The sequence below is a fragment of the Nocardia testacea NBRC 100365 genome (genome assembly GCF_000308775.1).
GTDB classification, from domain to species: domain Bacteria; phylum Actinomycetota; class Actinomycetes; order Mycobacteriales; family Mycobacteriaceae; genus Nocardia; species Nocardia testacea.
In genome coordinates this window covers 48,400-62,742 of the sequence record NZ_BAGJ01000126.1, presented here as the reverse complement: position 1 = coordinate 62,742, position 14,343 = coordinate 48,400, and the positions used below count along the sequence as shown (strand labels likewise).

The 14,343-nt window shown below is 69.1% G+C and carries 13 protein-coding genes; 11 read left to right on the top strand and 2 right to left on the bottom strand.

Annotation, left to right across the window (positions count from 1 at the left end):
- Positions 1–1,045: AAA family ATPase (locus ON38_RS17365; RefSeq protein ID WP_039825859.1), on the top strand; the 1,045-nt coding region annotated here is incomplete at its 5' end.
- Positions 1,046–1,084: 39 nt separating this feature from the next.
- Here ON38_RS17365 and ON38_RS17360 read toward each other — a convergent pair.
- Positions 1,085–1,474: a DUF2237 family protein gene (locus ON38_RS17360; RefSeq protein WP_030521801.1), complete on the bottom strand. Its 390-nt coding sequence runs from the start codon at positions 1,472–1,474 to the stop codon at positions 1,085–1,087.
- Between the two features lie 167 nt (positions 1,475–1,641).
- On the opposite strand from ON38_RS17360, the gene ftsY reads away from it, so the two are divergent.
- The 6 genes from ftsY (at position 1,642) to ffh (ending at position 10,113) form a co-directional block, all read left to right on the top strand.
- Complete coding sequence (gene ftsY, locus ON38_RS17355) at positions 1,642–3,249, top strand: signal recognition particle-docking protein FtsY (RefSeq protein ID WP_051164898.1); 1,608 nt, start codon at positions 1,642–1,644, stop codon at positions 3,247–3,249.
- Between the two features lie 255 nt (positions 3,250–3,504).
- Positions 3,505–4,794: an ammonium transporter gene (locus tag ON38_RS17350; protein WP_083872756.1), complete on the top strand. Its 1,290-nt coding sequence runs from the start codon at positions 3,505–3,507 to the stop codon at positions 4,792–4,794.
- A 5-nt stretch (positions 4,795–4,799) separates the two neighbouring features.
- Positions 4,800–5,138 carry a P-II family nitrogen regulator gene (locus ON38_RS17345; protein WP_030521796.1) on the top strand — a complete coding sequence of 113 codons (339 nt, stop codon included), beginning with the start codon at positions 4,800–4,802 and terminating at the stop codon, positions 5,136–5,138.
- Between the two features lie 109 nt (positions 5,139–5,247).
- Positions 5,248–7,710, top strand: coding sequence for a [protein-PII] uridylyltransferase (locus tag ON38_RS17340; RefSeq protein WP_039825876.1), 2,463 nt, complete (start codon positions 5,248–5,250; stop codon positions 7,708–7,710).
- 126 nt (positions 7,711–7,836) lie between these two features.
- Complete coding sequence (locus tag ON38_RS17335; RefSeq protein WP_051164896.1) at positions 7,837–8,175, top strand: hypothetical protein; 339 nt, start codon at positions 7,837–7,839, stop codon at positions 8,173–8,175.
- A gap of 375 nt (positions 8,176–8,550) precedes the next feature.
- Positions 8,551–10,113 carry a signal recognition particle protein gene (gene ffh / locus ON38_RS17330; protein WP_039825857.1) on the top strand — a complete coding sequence of 521 codons (1,563 nt, stop codon included), beginning with the start codon at positions 8,551–8,553 and terminating at the stop codon, positions 10,111–10,113.
- 55 nt (positions 10,114–10,168) lie between these two features.
- Here ffh and ON38_RS17325 read toward each other — a convergent pair whose 3' ends face one another.
- The gene (locus ON38_RS17325; protein ID WP_245564080.1) at positions 10,169–12,043 is read right to left on the bottom strand and encodes a vWA domain-containing protein; all 1,875 of its coding nucleotides are present in this window, start codon (positions 12,041–12,043) and stop codon (positions 10,169–10,171) included.
- Positions 12,044–12,362: 319 nt separating this feature from the next.
- Here ON38_RS17325 and rpsP point away from each other — a divergent pair, with 319 nt between their 5' ends.
- The 4 genes from rpsP to trmD are packed head-to-tail and all read left to right on the top strand — an operon-like array spanning position 12,363 to position 14,273.
- Complete coding sequence (gene rpsP, locus ON38_RS17320; protein ID WP_039825856.1) at positions 12,363–12,806, top strand: 30S ribosomal protein S16; 444 nt, start codon at positions 12,363–12,365, stop codon at positions 12,804–12,806.
- Positions 12,806–13,048 (top strand): RNA-binding protein, encoded by a 243-nt coding sequence (locus ON38_RS17315; protein ID WP_030521790.1) that lies wholly within the window; start codon positions 12,806–12,808, stop codon positions 13,046–13,048. The genes rpsP and ON38_RS17315 overlap by 1 nt, the downstream gene beginning before the upstream one ends.
- Positions 13,049–13,573, top strand: coding sequence for a ribosome maturation factor RimM (gene rimM / locus ON38_RS17310; RefSeq protein ID WP_039825855.1), 525 nt, complete (start codon positions 13,049–13,051; stop codon positions 13,571–13,573).
- Between the two features lie 13 nt (positions 13,574–13,586).
- Positions 13,587–14,273 (top strand): tRNA (guanosine(37)-N1)-methyltransferase TrmD, encoded by a 687-nt coding sequence (gene trmD, locus ON38_RS17305; RefSeq protein ID WP_039825873.1) that lies wholly within the window; start codon positions 13,587–13,589, stop codon positions 14,271–14,273.
- The last annotated feature ends 70 nt before the right edge of the window (positions 14,274–14,343 follow it).

Genomic DNA, 14,343 nt, shown 5'->3' with positions numbered 1-14,343 from the left:
GGCGGCCGAACTCGAGAAAGTGGTGGCGGCCGCCGCCGCGCGTCGCGACGAACTGGTCCGGCGGCGCACCGAATGCGCCACCGAGGTGGACCGGATCAAAGAGCGGGTGCGCGCCCTGAACGCCCAGCTCGAACAGCTCACGGACGCCGTCCACCGTGACGAGGTCGCCAAAGCGCAGGCGGCATTGCGGATCGAACAGCTGGAAGCCACCATCGCCGAACAGTTCGGGATCGCGCTCGACGACCTCATCGCCGAATACGGTCCCGAGGTCGCCCTGCCGCCCAGCGACCTGGAGATGCGGGAGTACGAGCAGGCCAAAGAACGCGGTGAGCAGGTCAGCGCCCCGGCCCCGATGCCGTTCGACCGCGCGTCGCAGGAACGGCGCGCCAAACGCGCCGAAAAGGATCTGGCCACTCTCGGCAAGGTCAACCCGCTGGCGCTCGAGGAGTTCGCGGCACTCGAGGAACGCTACAACTTCCTGGCCACCCAGCTAGAGGACGTCAAGAAGGCCCGCCAGGATCTGCTGGATGTGGTGGCCGAGGTCGACGCGCGGATCCTGCAGGTCTTCACCGACGCCTACGCCGATGTGGAGCGGGAATTCGTCCAGGTCTTCGCCGCGCTGTTCCCCGGCGGCGACGGCCGGCTGCTGCTCACCGACCCCACCGATATGCTCACCACCGGTATCGAAGTGGAGGCGCGGCCGCCCGGGAAGAAGGTCAAACGGCTGTCGCTGCTGTCCGGCGGGGAGAAATCACTGACCGCGGTGGCGCTGCTGGTCGCGATCTTCCGCGCCCGCCCTTCGCCGTTCTATGTCATGGACGAGGTGGAGGCGGCACTCGACGACACCAACCTGCGCCGGCTCATCGGACTGTTCGAGCAGTTGCGGGAGAAGAGTCAGCTGATCGTGATCACCCACCAGAAACCGACCATGGAGATCGCCGACGCGCTCTACGGCGTGAGCATGCGCGGCGACGGTATCACCCAGGTCATCTCGCAGCGGCTGCGCGGGCACGACCTCGCGGCGGCCGGTAGCGCGGCGGAATAACCGCCGCGCCGTGGGACCGGCGGTACCGGGCGCCGGTGTTCAGAGCAGATCGCTGACATCGTCGGGTACATCGACCGCGTATTTGCGCAGGATCTCCATGGCTATCACTTCCAGGGCATTCTCATGGGTAGCCGCCAGCACCACCGGTGCGGCGACACCGTCCTCGTGCGCGTGTAACCAGCGCACCGCCACGACACACCATCTGTCCCCCGGCTGGAGCCCGGGGAAATTGTTCTCCGGACGAGGCGTGCTCAGATCGTTTCCGATGGACGCCTGATGTTCGAGGAACTCTGCTGTGACGACCGTGCACACGGTGTGGCTGCCCAGATCCTCCGGGCCGGTGCTGCAGCAGCCGTCCCGGTAGAACCCGGTCAGAGGATCGGTGCCGCACTCTTGTAGCGGACCCCCAAGCACGTTTCGATCGGTCACATCGCCGATCCTATTGGCCTGCCGCGAGAAGTTCCGCAGGACAAGAAATCTCACCGGCCGTGTTCGCGGGGCTGAGCTGGGGATGTGCCGGGGCTCCGGCGGCGGCCGGGCGCCACCGCCGCGCGTACCGGGCCGGGTAACCTACCGTCCGGTACCGCTCTGGAAGGATGGTCGGCGTGAGTGCGCAAGCCTGGATTCTGATCGCAGTGATCGCCGCCGTACTGCTGGTCGCGCTCGTGGCCGGTTTCGTCCGGTACAAGCGCGGCCGGGTGTCGCTGACGGCGCCGCCGGAGAAGAACGAGCTGACCGACCGGTCCGGTGGATATCAGGCGGCGGGTGGATTCTCCTTCAGCCAGGGCGGCCGGGGTACCACCGCCGCGCCCGCGCCGCCGGGGCCGGGCCGCGCGGAACCGTCGGTTCCGAGTCCCACTGAGCGGACCGATGTGGAGGGTCAGCCACATATCGGTGACGACGCCGCCATCCCGCGGGACGCTCCGCGCCGCGGGATCACCGATGTACCGCTGCCCGAGACCGATACCGTCGACACCGCGACGGGCACCACCGGAACGGAGTCCGGTCCGGCCACCACGGACGGCACCGACACTGTGCCCCCCGCGACGACGGAGACTCCTTCCACCACGCCGGCGGACACCGGAACCGCCGGGCCCATCGAGACCCCCACCACCGGCCCGGTCACGGAACCGGAGTCCGGCGATGTCGCCGCGACCCCCGACACCGCCGCGGCCGAACCGGCGACCGAGACGAGCGCGCCCGTCGAAGCGGGCGCCGAGCCCGCGGTGGTGGCGCCCGATACCGCGGCCGGGGCCCATCTGGTGCCCGAGGTCGAGGAGATCGCGCCCACCTCGGGTCGCCTGACCCGGCTGCGCGGCCGGTTGTCCCGGTCGCAGAACGCTGTCGGCAAGAGCCTGCTGGGCCTGCTCGGCGGCGGCGACCTGGACGAGGATTCCTGGGAAGAGGTCGAGGACACGCTGGTACTGGCCGATATCGGGACCGCGGTGACCACGGTCATCGTGGAACGGCTGCGCGAGGAGATGGCCGCGCGCAGTGTCCGTACCGCCGAGGACGCGCGGGCGGTACTGCGTGAGGTGCTGATCGAATCGCTGCGGCCGGAGCTGGACCGTTCGGTACGCGCGCTGCCGCACGCCGATCATCCGTCGATCCTGCTCGTGGTCGGGGTGAACGGCACCGGGAAGACGACCACCACCGGCAAACTCGCCCGGGTACTGGTCGCCGACGGACGCCGGGTGCTGCTCGGCGCCGCGGACACCTTCCGTGCCGCGGCGGCCGACCAGTTGCAGACCTGGGGTGAGCGGGTCGGCGCGGACACCGTGCGCGGCCGGGAGGGCGCAGATCCGGCGGCCGTCGCCTTCGATGCCGTCTCCACCGGTATCGACACCGGCGTGGATGTGGTGCTGGTCGACACGGCGGGCCGACTGCACACCAAGACCGGCCTCATGGACGAACTCGGCAAGGTCAAGCGCGTGGTGGAGAAGAAGGCCTCGGTGGACGAGGTACTGCTCGTCCTCGACGCGACGGTGGGCCAGAACGGGCTCGCGCAGGCCCGCATCTTCGCGGAAGTGGTGGATATCAGCGGCGTCGTACTGACCAAACTCGACGGCACCGCCAAGGGCGGAATCGTCTTCCAGATCCAGCACGAACTGGGCGTGCCGGTCAAACTGGTGGGCCTGGGCGAGGGCGCCGACGATCTGGCGCCGTTCGAACCCGAGGCCTTCGTCGACGCACTGCTGGGCTAGCTGACGCACTTCATGCTCGCTGTCCTGCCCGCCGGAGACCCGCCGGATTCGCGGGCTCCGGCGTGTCGCACAGCGGTCCGGAAACCTCCGCACAGTGTGCGCAACACAGTCGAAACATGGGGGCGCGATCCATTCACCTAGGTGAAACACCTGGGCGTCACGGATGAAACACCGAGTGAGGACCCTTCAGTAGCGGGCCCGATGTCGCGTGAGCGGCGGGCCAGAGGATGAGGGAGGAAACTGGTGGAAACCGTGATCGGCGCACCCAACGCCGGCGACACCGCATGGCTGCTGACGAGCGCTGCGCTCGTCTTGTTGATGACACCCGGGCTGGCGTTCTTCTACGGCGGCATGGTCCGCGGCAAGAACGTGCTCAATATGATCATGATGAGCATCAGCGCGATGGGCGTGGTCACCGTGCTCTGGGTGCTGTACGGCTTCTCGGTCGCATTCGGCACCGACAAAGGCGGACTACTCGGAGACCCCGGGCAGTTCTTCGGCCTGAAGACCCTGATCGCCGGGTTCGGCGACGAATCGGCGGGCGTCCCGCTGATCGGGACCATCCCGGCGACGGTCTTCGTCGCGTTCCAGGCGATGTTCGCGATCATCACCGTGGCGCTCATCTCCGGTGCGGTGGCCGACCGCCTGAAGTTCAGCGCCTGGCTGGTGTTCGCCGCGATCTGGGCCACCGTGGTCTACTTCCCGGTCGCGCACTGGGTCTGGGGTGGCGGCTGGATCATGGAGAAGGTCGAGGCCATCGACTTCGCCGGTGGTACCGCCGTACACATCAACTCCGGTGCCGCGGCGCTCGCGCTGGCCATCGTGGTCGGTAAGCGCGCGGGCTGGCCGAAAACTCCCTTCCGCCCGCACAACCTGCCCTTCGTCATGCTCGGTGCCGCGCTGCTGTGGTTCGGCTGGTTCGGTTTCAACGCCGGTTCGGCGGCGGCCGCCGACGGCGTGGCCGGAGCCACCTTCGTCACCACGCTGGTCGCCACCGCCGCCGCGATGATCGGCTGGCTGGTGGTGGAGAAGATCCGCGACGGCAAGCCGACCTCGCTGGGCGCCGCCTCGGGTATCGTCGCCGGCCTGGTGGCCATCACCCCCTCCTGCTCCTCGGTGAACGTCCTCGGCGCGCTGGCCATCGGCGTCATCGCCGGTGTGCTCTGCGCCCTGGCGGTGAGCCTGAAATTCAAGTTCGGTTACGACGATTCGCTCGACGTCGTGGGTATCCACATGGTCGGCGGTATCCTCGGCACGGTGCTGATCGGCCTGTTCGCCGCGCCCGAGGCGCCCGCCGGGGCCGAAGGCCTCTTCTACGGCGGCGATCTCGAGTTGCTGGGCCGGCAGACCCTCGGCGCGGTGGCGGTTCTGGTGTACTCCTTCGTGATCGCCCTGGTGATCGCGTTCGCGATCAAGTTCACGATCGGGCTGCGCGCCGACGCGGAGGCCGAAACCAACGGTATGGACGATTCCGAGCACGCGGAGAGCGCATACGATTTCGCTGCACTGGGTGCAACCGCTCGTTCGGCCGTCAAGGAGGCATGAACCCCATGAAACTGATCACCGCAATTGTCAAACCGTTCACGCTCGAAGACGTCAAGACCGGCCTGGAGCAGGCGGGGGTATTCGGTATGACCGTGAGCGAGGTGCAGGGATACGGACGGCAGAAGGGCCACACCGAGGTCTATCGCGGGGCCGAGTACTCGGTGGATTTCGTGCCGAAGGTGCGGGTCGAGGTCGTGGTCGACGACGCGACGGTGGACCGGGTCGTGGATCTGATCGTCGAGGCGTCGCGCACCGGCAAGATCGGTGACGGCAAGGTCTGGGTGACCCCGGTCGAGACGATCGTCCGGGTCCGGACCGGGGAACGCGGTACCGACGCGCTATAGACCCCTGCGCGCATCGAGCGCGCCGGCGGGTGCACAACGACAACGCGGCCCCGCTCCCACCGCTTGCCGGTCGGGGCGGGGTCGCCCGCGTGAACGGGTGGTGGTTTCGTTGGGAGACAACCGGCAGGAACGGGGGCCCGGGCGGGCCGGCGGCGGACGTCCCGGAAAAGCGGCCGCGCTGTCGCAGGGCGCCGCGGATCTGGTGCGGGCCCGGGATCAACTGCTGGGTGGCGGCGCGCCGCGACATCCGCGGCTGGACGCCGAATCGCTGCGCGCGGCCCTGGTCGATCTGTACGAGCTGTGGCTCACCGGCAAGGGCGCCGAAGTGGGGATCACGCCGGGCAGCGGGCTGGCGATCATGGCAGTGGGCGGGCTCGGCCGCCGGGAGATGCTGCCGTACTCCGATCTGGATCTGGTGCTGTTGCACGAGGATATGGACCCGAAACGGGTCGCCGAGATCGCCGACCGGCTCTGGTATCCGCTGTGGGACGCGCATATCAAACTCGACCACAGTGTGCGCACGGTCCCGCATGCCCTGAAGGTGGCCTCCGACGATCTGGTGGCCGCGCTCGGCATGCTCGACGCCCGTCACATCGTGGGTGATTCCGATCTCAGCGACCGGGTCGTCGCGGGGATCCGCAAGGATTGGCGCAGTGGAATACGCGGCCGCTTCGACGAACTGGTCACCGGGGTCCGCGCGCGCTGGGAACGCAGCGGCCAGGTCGCGCACCGCAGCGAGCCGGACCTGAAGAACGGGCGCGGCGGCCTGCGGGATATCCAACTGCTGGACGCCCTCGCGATCGCTCAGCTCACCGACGCTATGCCCGGGCTGGGCCCGGACGCGCCCGGCGGCGGTCTGGCCCAGGCCCATCGGCGGCTCCTGGATGTGCGCACCGAACTGCACCGGGTCGCGGGCCGGGCCCGCGACCAGCTGCGCGCCCAGGACGCCGACGAGATCGGGGCCGCGCTGCGCATCGGTGACCGGTTCGATCTGGCCCGCACACTCAGCGACGCGGCGCGCACCGTCGGATATTCGGTGGATGTGGGGCTGCGTACCGCGGGTAACGCGCTGCCGCGCCGCGGTCTGGCCCGGTTGCGCCGGATGCCGGTGCGGCGGCCGCTGGACGAAGGTGTGGTCGAACACGCCGGAGAAGTGGTGCTGGCCAGGGATGCCCGGCCCCAGCGTGACCCGGGGCTGGTGTTGCGGGTGGCCGCGGCGTCCGCGCAGACCGGACTGCCGATGTCGGCAACCACGCTGAACCGGCTGTCCGAGGACGCCCCCGAACTGCGTGAGCCGTGGCCCAAGGACGCGTTGAACGATCTGCTGGTGCTGCTGGGTGCCGGCCGGGGCGTGATCGATGCGGTGGAGGCATTGGACCGGACCGGTCTGTGGGGGCGGCTCCTGCCGGAATGGGGCGCGGTCCGGGATCTGCCGCCACGTGACGCGCTGCATGTGTGGACGGTGGACCGGCACTCGGTGGAAACGGTCGCCTACGCGAGCGCGCTGAGCACTCGGGTGGCCCGGCCCGATCTGCTGGCACTCGGTGCGCTGCTGCACGATATCGGCAAGGGCCGCGTGGAGGACCACTGCGCGGTGGGCGCCGACCTGGCGACCCATATCGGGCGCCGGCTGGGCCTGTGGCCCTCGGATGTGGAGATCCTCAGCGCCATGGTCCGCCACCATCTGCTCTTGCCCGATGTCGCCACGCATCGGGATATCGACGATCCGGACACCGTGCGATACGTGGTCGACGCCCTGGACAACGATCCGCGCCGGCTCGAACTGTTGCACGCGCTGGCCGAGGCGGATTCGCTGGCCACCGGCCCGGGTGTGTGGGGCGATTGGAAGGCCACCCTCATCGGCGAACTGGTCCGGCGCTGCCGCACGGTGATGGCCGGGGAGGCCCTGCCCGAACCGGAACCCATTCCCGAGGAATTGCTGGTCCGCGCCGCGGCCGGCGGTGTGCACGTCGAATTGACGCCGGGGGAGGGGAAATACACCCATATCGCCACCGTGATCGCCCCGGACACGCCGGGCCTGCTCTCGAATACCGCGGGTGTGCTGGCCTTGCATTCCCTGCGGGTGCTCTCGGCATCGGTCGGCGGGGCGGGAGATTCGGCGATCAACACCTTCGTGGTGACACCGACTTTCGGTGGACCGCCCGACGCAGGCCTGCTACGGCAGGAGATCAAGCGGGCCGCGGCCGGGGAGCTGGATGTGCGGGCGGCACTGGACGCGCGGGAACGCGAGACCCTCGGCGCCGCCCGATACGCCCAGGCCGAGCCCCGGTTGCTGTGGGCGGAGACCGCCATTCCCGGACAGCTGATCCTGCAGTTACGGGCCGAGGACCGTATCGGCCTGCTCTGCCGGCTGGCCGCGGTCCTGGCCGGTGCGGGAGTCGATGTGCGCTGGGCGAAGGTCGTGACGATGGGCTCGTTCGTGGTGGATGTGTTCTGTGTGGATCTGGGCGTGCGATCCGGCCCCGACCGGCGCGCGGAGCTCGAATCGGCGTTCCTCGCGGTGGTTCCGCGCCCGGCTCCGCGCAAACCCCCGGAGCCGGAGCAGAACTAGCGTTCGAGACGAAGGTCACCGTTGCGCGTCGATTGCTCACCGTTTGCCAGCGAGTCGGCGATGGGGGGTGATCGGGCCCCTAACATTCGGGTGGTCAGCTGTCGCGCTCATGAGGGGAGCAGGTCGGTGGCAATCCAAGTGGTGACCTCGTCGATCATGACCAGCGATATGACACCGCACATCGCCCGATGTGTAGGTGACGCCTACTGGGTGGTGTCCTGGTTGCCGGGGCGCACACTCACCGAACCCCAGGCGATGGCCGCGATGAATGTGGCCGCCGCCGTAGCGACCAACGGGCTACCGCCCGACGACGACTGGTCGCGGCTGGACACCCTGGCCCGCGAACTCGGCCTCACCGGGCGCGAGGCGGCCTATCTGGTCGCCGTGGAACAGCACGACTACCGCCGCGGGTTCACTGAGTACATCGGCGACGCCTCCGGCGCCGCAGGGTCGGGGCCCTCGTGACCCCGGTTCTTCACTCCGCCGCTCAGTCGCTGCGCTCCTTCGCTCTGTCGCTCCAGAACCGGGGCGGGCCCCGACCTCGAGGGTCGACCATCCGGACCTGGGCTGAGTTGTGTGTGGCCGCTCAACTCGACCGGCCCGGGTAGGTCCACGTCACTGTAAGTGCTCGATGGTCACCGTTCTATAAGCGGCCAACCGCACATCGCACGCGTTCCCACGCGAGGGCGCCCGACCTTCGGGACGGCCACCCGGCGGCGATCTCCGGTGATGTGTGCGCGCAGTCCGGTGCGGGCCCCGGCCCCGCCGGGCCGCCCGCTACTCTGGGACGCCCATTACCCTGGGACTCAGTGACGTCACTCGAGATCAGGAGCGCGCCAGGTGTTCGAATCCCTTTCCGACCGGTTGACCGGTGCCCTGAAGGATCTTCGCGGTAAGGGACGCCTGTCGCCGGCCGATATCGACGCCACCTGCCGGGAGATCCGCCTGGCGCTGCTGGAGGCCGATGTCGCGCTGCCCGTGGTCCGCGGTTTCATCGCCCGGATCAAAGAGCGGGCCAAGGGCGCGGAGGTCTCCGCCGCCCTGAACCCGGCCCAGCAGGTCGTCAAGATCGTCAACGAAGAACTCGTCGGGATCCTCGGTGGTGAGACCCGGCGCCTGACGCTGGCCAAGACCCCGCCGACGGTGATCATGCTGGCCGGCCTGCAGGGTGCGGGTAAGACCACGCTCGCCGGCAAGCTCGCCAAATGGCTGCGCGACCAGGGACACCAGCCGCTGCTGGTGGCCTGCGACCTGCAGCGCCCGGGCGCGGTGACCCAGTTGCAGGTGGTGGGCGAACGCGCCGGTGTGCCGGTGTTCGCGCCGCATCCCGGCACCTCGATCGGCGGCGGCGACAACGCCCTCGGGATCACCGCGGCCGATCCGGTCGCGGTGGCCGAATCCGGTATCGCCGAGGCGCGCGCCAAACAGTACGACGTGGTGATCGTCGACACCGCCGGCCGACTCGGTATCGACGCCGAACTCATGGCGCAGGCCGCCGGTATCCGCGACGCGGTGAAACCCGACGAGACCCTGTTCGTCCTCGACGCCATGATCGGCCAGGATGCGGTCTCCACCGCCGAGGCCTTCCGTGACGGCGTCGGCTTCACCGGTGTCGTGCTGACCAAACTCGACGGTGATGCCCGCGGTGGCGCGGCGCTGAGCGTGCGCAATGTCACCGGCGCGCCGATCATGTTCGCCTCCACCGGCGAGAAACTCGAAGATTTCGACGTCTTCCATCCCGACCGGATGGCCAGTCGCATCCTCGGTATGGGCGATGTGCTCACCCTCATCGAACAGGCCGAACAGGTCTACGACGCGCAGCAGGCCGAGGAGGCGGCGCGCAAGATCGGCAGCGGCGAACTCACCCTCGAGGATTTCCTCGACCAGATGCTGGCCATCCGCAAGATGGGACCCATCGGCAATCTGCTCGGGATGCTGCCGGGCGCCGGCCAGATGAAAGATGTCCTCGCCCAGGTCGACGACAAACAGCTCGACCGGGTCCAGGCGATCATCCGCGGTATGACCCCCGCCGAGCGGGAGAACCCGAAGATCATCAACGCCTCCCGCCGGTTGCGGATCGCCAATGGGTCGGGAGTCCAGGTCTCCGATGTGAACCAGCTCGTCGACCGCTTCTTCGAGGCCCGCAAGATGATGACGATGATGGGCCGGCAGATGGGTATGCCCGGCGCCAACCGTCGCAACAGGAAGCAGAAGGGCAAGAAGGGGAAGAAGGGCGGGCGTGGGCCCACCCAGCCGAAGATGCGCGGCGGTTTCCCCGGAATGCCGGGTCTGCCCGGTGGCGGTGGTATGCCGGATCTGTCCAATATGCCGCCCGGTCTCGATCAGCTGCCCCCCGGCCTGGAGAACTTCGACCTCTCCAAGTTCAAGTTCCCGGACAAGTAGGACTCGGGGCGGGCACAGCGGACGGGTGCGTACCGGCTGTGCCCGACGAGTTCGGTCAGCGTCGGTTGCGCCGGCCGAGTACGAAGGCGGTCGCCGCCGAGACCACCAGCACCGCCCCGCCGACGGCCACCCACACCAGCGGCGGCAAGCCGTCGGCCGCTGTGTCGGTGGCGGTATCCGGTGTACCGGCCTGCGGATCCGGACCGAACGTGCCCGTACTCGCGGGGTCGCCGACATAGCGCGGTCCCGCCTCAGGGGCGCCGCTGACGTCCACCTCCAGCTCGATCGGTACCGGCGCGACCCGGGCCTGCTCGCCGTTGGCGGGGCTCAGCTTGACCGCGATGTAGTACCAGCCGGCCATCGCCTGGCCGTGCACCGTGTGCTCGGCGGCTTCCCGGTTCAGGAACCTGATCGGTGTGGTGGCCAGTGCCGTGTCGTTGGAGGGCAGGATGTTCTCGGTTCCGGTGTAGGCGGCGAAATCGGAATCCAGTTCCGCTCGGTACGGGTTGTAGAGCGTGGTGTTGATATTCGACACGTAGTCGCTGCCGCGCTCGGGGACGGCGGCGAAGCGCACCCGGTACGCCAGCCCCTGTCCCCACTCCAGTTTCACCCGGTAGAAGACGAATTCCCCGCGCTGCAAAGTATCGATGTACCGGCCGGAACCGGGCAGGGCGGCGGCGACATTGAACGAACCCCCGCCGATCGCCGGGACGGCCACCCCGTCCGGTGCGGCGAACTCCACCGGATCCGGGTCCGGAGCGGGCCCCGGGTCGGCGACCGCGGGCTCCACCCCGATCAGCAGTTCCACCGGCAGCTGTGCCGGGGCGTTCTCGGCGACATGAGCCCATTCGAGGGCGAAGTAGTAGCGTCCGCCGCCCCGGCACCGGTCGGCGCTCGGGCTACCGGTATCGGGTTCGGCCGCGCCGGTCCACGCGCTGCCGACGGTCAGCGCCACCCCGTCGGTGGAGCGGGTGGCCAGCTCGTTCTCGTAGACATGGCAGTCTTCCCCGTCGGTGCCGTAGACCCGCAGGTCGAGGCGATTGTTCGCGAACACGGCGTCCCCGCCGCGCGGAAAGGAGACGGTGGCGCTGAAATAGGCCGTCGCGTCCTCGGGTACGTCCACCGCGTAGTAGCGCGGCGCGCGCTGCCCGAGGACATCCAGGTACTGGCCCGGGACGGCCACCGGTGCGTCCCGGTAGCCTCCGGTACCCGCTATCGGGCTGCCGGAGGGTGCGTAGGTGCGCAGGGCGGTGGCGCTCACACGCGGAAGCACCTGTTCCAGCGTTTTCCCGTCCACGGCATCGGTGTAGGTGCCGCCGGTGGCCTGGGCGATACAGGTCAGCTGGGCCCGGGACGGATCGTCGACACCGAAGCCGATGGCGTGCACCACGATCTCGGCGCCCTGGGCGGACAGTTCACGCGCGACCTCGCACGGGTCCGGCGGGGCGCAGGTGTCCAGTCCGTCGGACACCAGCACGATCGACCGCGGGCCCTCCTGGGGAAGGGCCGCGGCGGCGGCCCTCAGGGAGGTGCCGATCGGGGTGTAGCCGCTGGGCACGATCCGGTCCGCGGCACCGGTCAGCGCGGGTCTGTCCAGGGTCTCGGCCGGATGCAGCACCTGGACATCGCGGCACCCGGCGTCTTTCTCCGCGTCCGTGGATCCCGTGGACGTGCCGTACACGGTCAGCCCGATCTGCGCCGTCGCCGGTGCCGCGGTCACGAACGACCGCACCGCATTCTTCGCCGCGTCCATCTTGGTGCCGCCGCCGGTGTCGGGCGCCGCCATGGAGCCGGAGGCGTCCAGGACCAGCATGGTCGGCGCGTATTCCGGCTGCTGCGGCGACTGCTGGGCCAGGGCCGGAACCGAGACCGGCACCAGGCCGATCAGCGCCGCCCCGGCCGCGGCCAGAATTCTGTTCGAAAATGACACGTGGTCGGCACTCCCATTCGACTCGGCCGCATCCTGCCCGGATACGGCCGGTCGGACGCTACTCAGACGACTGACCGGTTGCCAACCGGTGGATCCCCGCCCACGGGACGACGCGCCCGGCCGCGAGCTCATGTACCCAGGCGGTTTCCGGGCCGGCCGCGGTGTCTGGCAGAATGGTCGACCGTCCTTCTGGACAGTGTCAGCCCGTCTCCGGTCACGTACCGCGCGGCGGTCACACACTTCATTCGCAAAACCGGGCTCGCGAGACCGCGTGAGTCGCTGAATTGCGCCGTGACCACTATGAAAGGCAGATCAGCAGATGGCTGTTCGCATCAAGCTCACCCGTATGGGCAAGATCCGCAACCCGCAGTACCGCGTCGTCGTCGCGGACGCCCGCACCCGTCGTGACGGCCGGGCCATCGAGTCCATCGGCAAGTACCACCCCAAGGAAGAGCCCTCGCTGATCGAGATCGACTCGGAGCGGGCGCAGTACTGGCTGGGTGTCGGCGCGCAGCCGACCGAACCGGTGCAGCGGCTCCTGGAGATCACCGGCGACTGGCAGAAGTTCAAGGGCCTGCCGGGCGCCGAGGGCACCCTGAAGGTGGCCGAGCCCAAGCCGTCCAAGCTGGACCTGTTCAACGCCGCGCTGGCCGCCGCCGAGAACGAGCCGGTCGCCGAGGCCGTCACCCCCAAGAAGAAGGCCAAGAAGGACAAGGACGAGGACGCCGCCGAGGCGACCGAGTCCGCTGAGGCCGCCGAGTAATGAGCGTCGTCGTCGCCGATGCCGTGGAACACCTGGTTCGCGGTATCGTCGCCAATCCCGATGACGTGCGCGTCGAGCTGATCACCGGCAGGCGCGGACGCACCGTCGAGGTGCACGTCCACCCCGACGACCTGGGCAAGGTCATCGGCCGGGGTGGTCGCACCGCGACCGCCCTGCGCACCCTCGTCGCCGGTATCGGTGGCCGGGGCATCCGGGTCGACGTGGTCGACACCGACCAGTAGATGGAACTCGTCGTGGGCCGGATCGCCCGCTCCCACGGGGTGCGGGGCGAACTGGTCGTCGAGGTACGCACCGATGAACCGGAGGTCCGCTTCGCGCCCGGCGCGGTACTGCGCGGACGCGCGGCGCGCTCGGATCAGGTTCGTGACTTCACCGTGGAGTCGGCTCGGGAACATTCGGGCCGGCTCCTGGTGAATCTGGTGGGGGTCACCGACCGGACCGCCGCCGACGCCCTGCGCGGCACGTTGTTGCTGGTGGACAGCGATGATCTCGGTCCGTCGGAGGACCCGGACGAGTTCTACGATCACGAACTCGAGGGCCTGTCCGTCCAGCTCACCGACGGGACCGTGGTCGGCACCGTCACCGAAGTGCTGCATTCGGCGGCCGGTGAACTGCTCTCCGTCCGTGCCGCCGCGGACGGACGGGAGATCCTGATCCCCTTCGTCACCGCTATCGTGCCGACGGTGTCGATCGCCGACGCGCTGATCGTGATCGACCCGCCCGAAGGCCTGCTGGATCCGGAATGAGGTGGTCGGCGTCATGAGGATCGACGTGGTCACCATCTTCCCCGAGTACCTGGACCCGTTGCGCACCGCGCTGCTGGGCAAGGCCATCGACAAGGGCGTTGTCTCGGTGGATGTCCACGATCTGCGGCAGTGGACCCATGATGTGCACAAATCCGTCGACGATTCGCCCTACGGCGGCGGACCCGGAATGGTGATGAAACCTGTCGTCTGGGGGGATGCGCTCGACGCGGTGTGCCCGGACGACGCTCTGCTCGTGGTGCCCACACCCGCCGGCGTGCCCTTCACCCAGGAGACCGCGCAGCGCTGGGCCCGGGAAGAACACCTGGTGTTCGCCTGCGGCCGCTACGAGGGTATCGACCAGCGGGTGTTCGACGACGCGGCCCGCCGGGTCCGCGTCGAAGAGGTCAGTATCGGTGATTACGTACTGATCGGCGGCGAGGCCGCGGTCCTCGTCATGACCGAGGCGGTGGTCCGGTTGATCCCCGGCGTACTCGGCAACCGGCAGTCGCACGAACAGGATTCGTTCTCCGACGGATTGCTCGAAGGGCCGAGCTACACCCGTCCGGTGACCTGGCGCGGACTCGAGGTACCGCCGATCCTGCTGTCCGGAGACCATGCCCGGATCGCGGCCTGGCGGCGGGAGCAGTCGCTGATCCGTACACGGGAGCGACGGCCGGATCTGCTGCCCGATACGGACTGACCGCGCCACCCGTACCACCGTGGTGGGCGCGGCATGGGCGACGCACGGCGCGACGAGCGCCGTCGATCCG

Excerpts from the sequence above, each read along its gene's own strand:
- ftsY (WP_051164898.1), top strand. The coding sequence starts at position 1,642 with ATGGTCGGCGTGAGTGCGCAAGCCTGGATTCTGATCGCAGTGATCGCC.
- ON38_RS17345 (WP_030521796.1), top strand. The coding sequence starts at position 4,800 with ATGAAACTGATCACCGCAATTGTCAAACCGTTCACGCTCGAAGACGTC.
- rpsP (WP_039825856.1), top strand. The coding sequence starts at position 12,363 with ATGGCTGTTCGCATCAAGCTCACCCGTATGGGCAAGATCCGCAACCCG.
- trmD (WP_039825873.1), top strand. The coding sequence starts at position 13,587 with ATGAGGATCGACGTGGTCACCATCTTCCCCGAGTACCTGGACCCGTTG.
- ON38_RS17315 (WP_030521790.1), top strand. The coding sequence starts at position 12,806 with ATGAGCGTCGTCGTCGCCGATGCCGTGGAACACCTGGTTCGCGGTATC.
- rimM (WP_039825855.1), top strand. The coding sequence starts at position 13,049 with ATGGAACTCGTCGTGGGCCGGATCGCCCGCTCCCACGGGGTGCGGGGC.